General features: G+C 69.9%; 3 protein-coding genes. All 3 read left to right on the top strand.

Going from position 1 to position 4,061, the window contains the following annotated elements:
- Positions 1-268: 268 nt before the first annotated feature.
- Positions 269-2,149 (top strand): acetolactate synthase large subunit, encoded by a 1,881-nt coding sequence (locus SSBG_RS06885; protein WP_008745482.1) that lies wholly within the window; start codon positions 269-271, stop codon positions 2,147-2,149.
- A 27-nt stretch (positions 2,150-2,176) separates the two neighbouring features.
- On the top strand, positions 2,177-2,701 hold the full coding sequence (gene ilvN / locus SSBG_RS06880; protein ID WP_008745481.1) for an acetolactate synthase small subunit: 525 nt from the start codon (positions 2,177-2,179) through the stop codon (positions 2,699-2,701).
- Positions 2,702-3,030: 329 nt separating this feature from the next.
- Positions 3,031-4,029 carry a ketol-acid reductoisomerase gene (ilvC, locus tag SSBG_RS06875; protein ID WP_008745480.1) on the top strand — a complete coding sequence of 333 codons (999 nt, stop codon included), beginning with the start codon at positions 3,031-3,033 and terminating at the stop codon, positions 4,027-4,029.
- Positions 4,030-4,061 lie beyond the last annotated feature (32 nt).

Here is a 4,061-nt window from a genome sequence, read left to right as displayed (position 1 = left end):
ATGCGTCCCATCGGCTTGACAGTTGACAGCCGCTGGGAGGATGGTCACTGCCATGCGCACCCGAATTCTCGTACTTGGACAGCGCGTCGGCTGAAGCCGGAGAACGAACTCCGGTACCCGCACCGACGCGCTCCCCTCGCTTGCCACCCGGCACGAGGGGTTTTTTGTTGCACAGGTGCCCGCCGGACCGCCCCCGGCCGCCGCGCGTACCACCACGAAACGCACCCGCCCACCCGTACCGAGAACTCAGCACCGAGAAGAGATGCCGATGACCGAGCAGGCCACCGGGGCCCCGCATCCGCAGCCGCGACCCCGTTCCGGCGGACAGCAGTCCGGACACGTCGAGCGCGTGACGGGTGCGCAGTCCCTCATCCGCTCCCTTGAGGAGGTCGGGGCCGACACGGTCTTCGGCATCCCGGGCGGCACGATCCTCCCCGCGTACGACCCGATGATGGACTCGACCCGGGTGCGGCACATCCTGGTGCGCCACGAGCAGGGCGCGGGCCACGCCGCGACCGGCTACGCGCAGGCCACCGGCAAGGTCGGCGTCTGCATGGCGACCTCGGGCCCCGGTGCGACCAACCTCGTCACGCCGATCGCCGACGCCAACATGGACTCGGTGCCCCTCGTCGCCATCACGGGGCAGGTCGCCTCCGCCGCGATCGGTACGGACGCCTTCCAGGAGGCGGACATCGTCGGCATCACGATGCCGGTCACCAAGCACAGCTTCCTCATCACCAAGGCCGAGGACATCCCGCACGCCATCGCCGAGGCGTTCCACATCGCCTCGACGGGCCGTCCGGGCCCCGTCCTCGTGGACATCGCCAAGGACGCGCTCCAGGCCGACACGACGTTCAGCTGGCCGCCCACCCAGGACCTGCCCGGCTACCGTCCCGTCACGAAGCCGCACGCCAAGCAGATCCGCGAGGCCGCCCGGCTCATCAGCGCCGCCAAGCGCCCCGTCCTCTACGTCGGCGGCGGCGTCCTGAAAGCCCACGCGACCGCCGAGCTCAAGGTCCTCGCCGAGCTGACCGGGGCGCCCGTCACGACGACCCTGATGGCGCTCGGCGCCTTCCCCGACAGCCACCCGCAGCACGTCGGAATGCCCGGGATGCACGGCAGCGTCACCGCCGTCACCGCGCTCCAGAAGGCCGACCTCATCGTCGCCCTCGGCGCCCGCTTCGACGACCGCGTCACCGGCAAGCTCGACAGCTTCGCGCCGCTCGCGAAGATCGTGCACGCCGACATCGACCCCGCCGAGATCGGCAAGAACCGCACCGCCGACGTCCCGATCGTCGGCGACGCGCGGGAGGTCGTCGCCGACCTCGTGCAGGCCGTCCAGGCCGAGCACGCCGGGGGCAACAAGAGCGACCTGACCGCCTGGTGGGCCGACCTCGGCCGCTGGCGCGAGACCTACCCGCTCGGCTACGAGCAGCCCGAGGACGGCAGCCTCTCGCCCCAGCAGGTCATCGAGCGCATCGGCACCCTCGCCCCCGAGGACACGATCTTCACGGCGGGCGTCGGCCAGCACCAGATGTGGGCCGCGCACTTCATCGAGCACGAGAAGCCCGCGACGTGGCTCAACTCCGGCGGCGCCGGGACGATGGGCTACGCGGTCCCCGCCGCGATGGGCGCGAAGGCCGGGCAGCCCGGGCGCACCGTGTGGGCCATCGACGGCGACGGCTGCTTCCAGATGACCAATCAGGAACTGACCACCTGCGCCCTCAACAACATCCCGATCAAGGTCGCCGTCATCAACAACGGTGCCCTCGGCATGGTGCGCCAGTGGCAGACCCTCTTCTACAACCAGCGCTACTCGAACACGGTGCTGTCCGGTGACCCGACCGGCGGACACACCGCCGCTTCCGGCCAGCGCGACGGCGCTCCGAAGCCGGCCGGCACCCGCGTCCCCGACTTCGTGAAGCTCGCCGAGGCCATGGGCTGCGTCGCCCTGCGCTGCGAGGACCCGGGCGAGCTGGACGCGGTGATCGCCAAGGCGAACTCCATCAACGACCGCCCCGTCGTCGTGGACTTCATCGTCCACCAGGACGCGATGGTGTGGCCCATGGTCGCCGCCGGCACGTCCAACGACGACATCATGGCCGCCCGCGGGGTCCGCCCCGACTTCGGCGACGCCGCCGACGACTGAGACGGAAGAGCAGAAACGCACATGAACATGTCCAAGCACACGCTCTCCGTCCTGGTGGAGAACAAGCCGGGCGTCCTCGCCCGCATCACCTCCCTCTTCTCCCGCCGCGGGTTCAACATCGACTCGCTCGCGGTGGGCACCACCGAGCACCCCGACATCTCCCGCATCACCATCGTGGTCAATGTCGACGAACTCCCCCTGGAACAGGTCACCAAACAGCTCAACAAGCTGGTCAACGTCCTCAAGATCGTGGAGCTGGAACCCGGTTCCGCGATCCACCGGGAGCTTGTCCTGGTGAAGGTCAGGGCCGACAACGAGACGCGTTCGCAGATCGTGGAGATCGTCCAGCTCTTCCGCGCGAAGACCGTGGACGTCTCGCCGGACGCCGTCACGATCGAGGCGACCGGCTCCAGCGACAAGCTGGAGGCCATGCTCAAGATGCTCGAACCCTTCGGCATCAAGGAACTCGTCCAGTCCGGCACCATCGCCGTCGGCCGCGGCGGACGGTCCATCACCGACCGCTCGCTGCGCGCCCTGGACCGCAGCGCCTGAGCGGCGGCCCGTCGCGGCGCCCGAGCGGCGGCCCCCCGCCGCGGCGACCGGCGGACGGCGCGAAGGACCCGGCCCGCACCACGGTGCCGGTCCGCGCGACGCCCCGCCCGCTTCCGTACCCGTACGACACGTGCGCGACCCGCACCCGTACGAGCCCGGACCACCAGGACGCACCCCGCGCGCGACCCGCGCACCGGTCTCCTTCGCACCACCCCGTCTCGCCCCGCGCGCCGGTCCCCGCCGGCGTTCGTATCCCGAGACCCGAGCACACATCAGACGGACCCCGCCGTACGGTGGGACGCACCATCCGCATTCAAGGAGATAAACCAGTGGCCGAGCTGTTCTACGACGACGACGCCGACCTGTCCATCATCCAGGGCCGCAAGGTCGCGGTCCTCGGCTACGGCAGCCAGGGGCACGCGCACGCGCTCTCGCTGCGCGACTCCGGCGTCGACGTGCGGGTCGGTCTGCACGAGGGCTCCAAGTCCAAGGCGAAGGCCGAGGAGCAGGGCCTCACCGTCCTGACCCCCGCCGAGGCGAGCGCCTGGGCCGACGTGATCATGATCCTCGTGCCGGACCCGATCCAGGGCAAGATCTACGAGGAGTCCGTCCGCGAGAACCTGAACGACGGCGACGCCCTCTTCTTCGGCCACGGCTTCAACATCCGCTTCGGCTTCATCAAGCCGCCGGCCGGTGTCGACGTCTGCATGGTCGCCCCCAAGGGCCCCGGGCACCTCGTGCGCCGCCAGTACGAGGAGGGCCGCGGCGTCCCGTGCATCGCGGCCGTCGAACAGGACGCGACCGGCAAGGCGTTCGACCTCGCGCTCTCGTACGCGAAGGCCATCGGCGGCACCCGCGCCGGCGTCATCAAGACGACCTTCACCGAGGAGACCGAGACCGACCTCTTCGGCGAGCAGGCCGTGCTGTGCGGCGGCACCTCCGCGCTCGTCAAGGCGGGCTTCGAGACGCTCGTGGAGGCCGGTTACCAGCCGGAGATCGCCTACTTCGAGTGCCTGCACGAGCTCAAGCTCATCGTGGACCTCATGTACGAGGGCGGCCTGGAGAAGATGCGCTGGTCGATCTCCGAGACCGCCGAGTGGGGCGACTACGTCTCCGGCCCGCGCCTCATCACGGACCAGACCAAGGCCGAGATGAAGAAGATCCTCGGCGAGATCCAGGACGGCAGCTTCGCCAACACCTGGATGAAGGAGTACGAGGCCGGCCTGCCGAAGTACAACGAGTACAAGAAGGCCGACGAGGAGCACCTCCTGGAGACCACCGGCAAGGAGCTGCGCAAGCTCATGAGCTGGGTGGACGAGGAAGCCTGAGCCCCCGCCCCGCCACAGGGCGGGGCCGGCGG

The sequence above is a fragment of the Streptomyces sp. SPB074 genome, from assembly GCF_000154905.1.
Lineage (GTDB): Bacteria > Actinomycetota > Actinomycetes > Streptomycetales > Streptomycetaceae > Streptomyces.
This window is presented reverse-complemented; position numbering and strand designations above follow the sequence as displayed.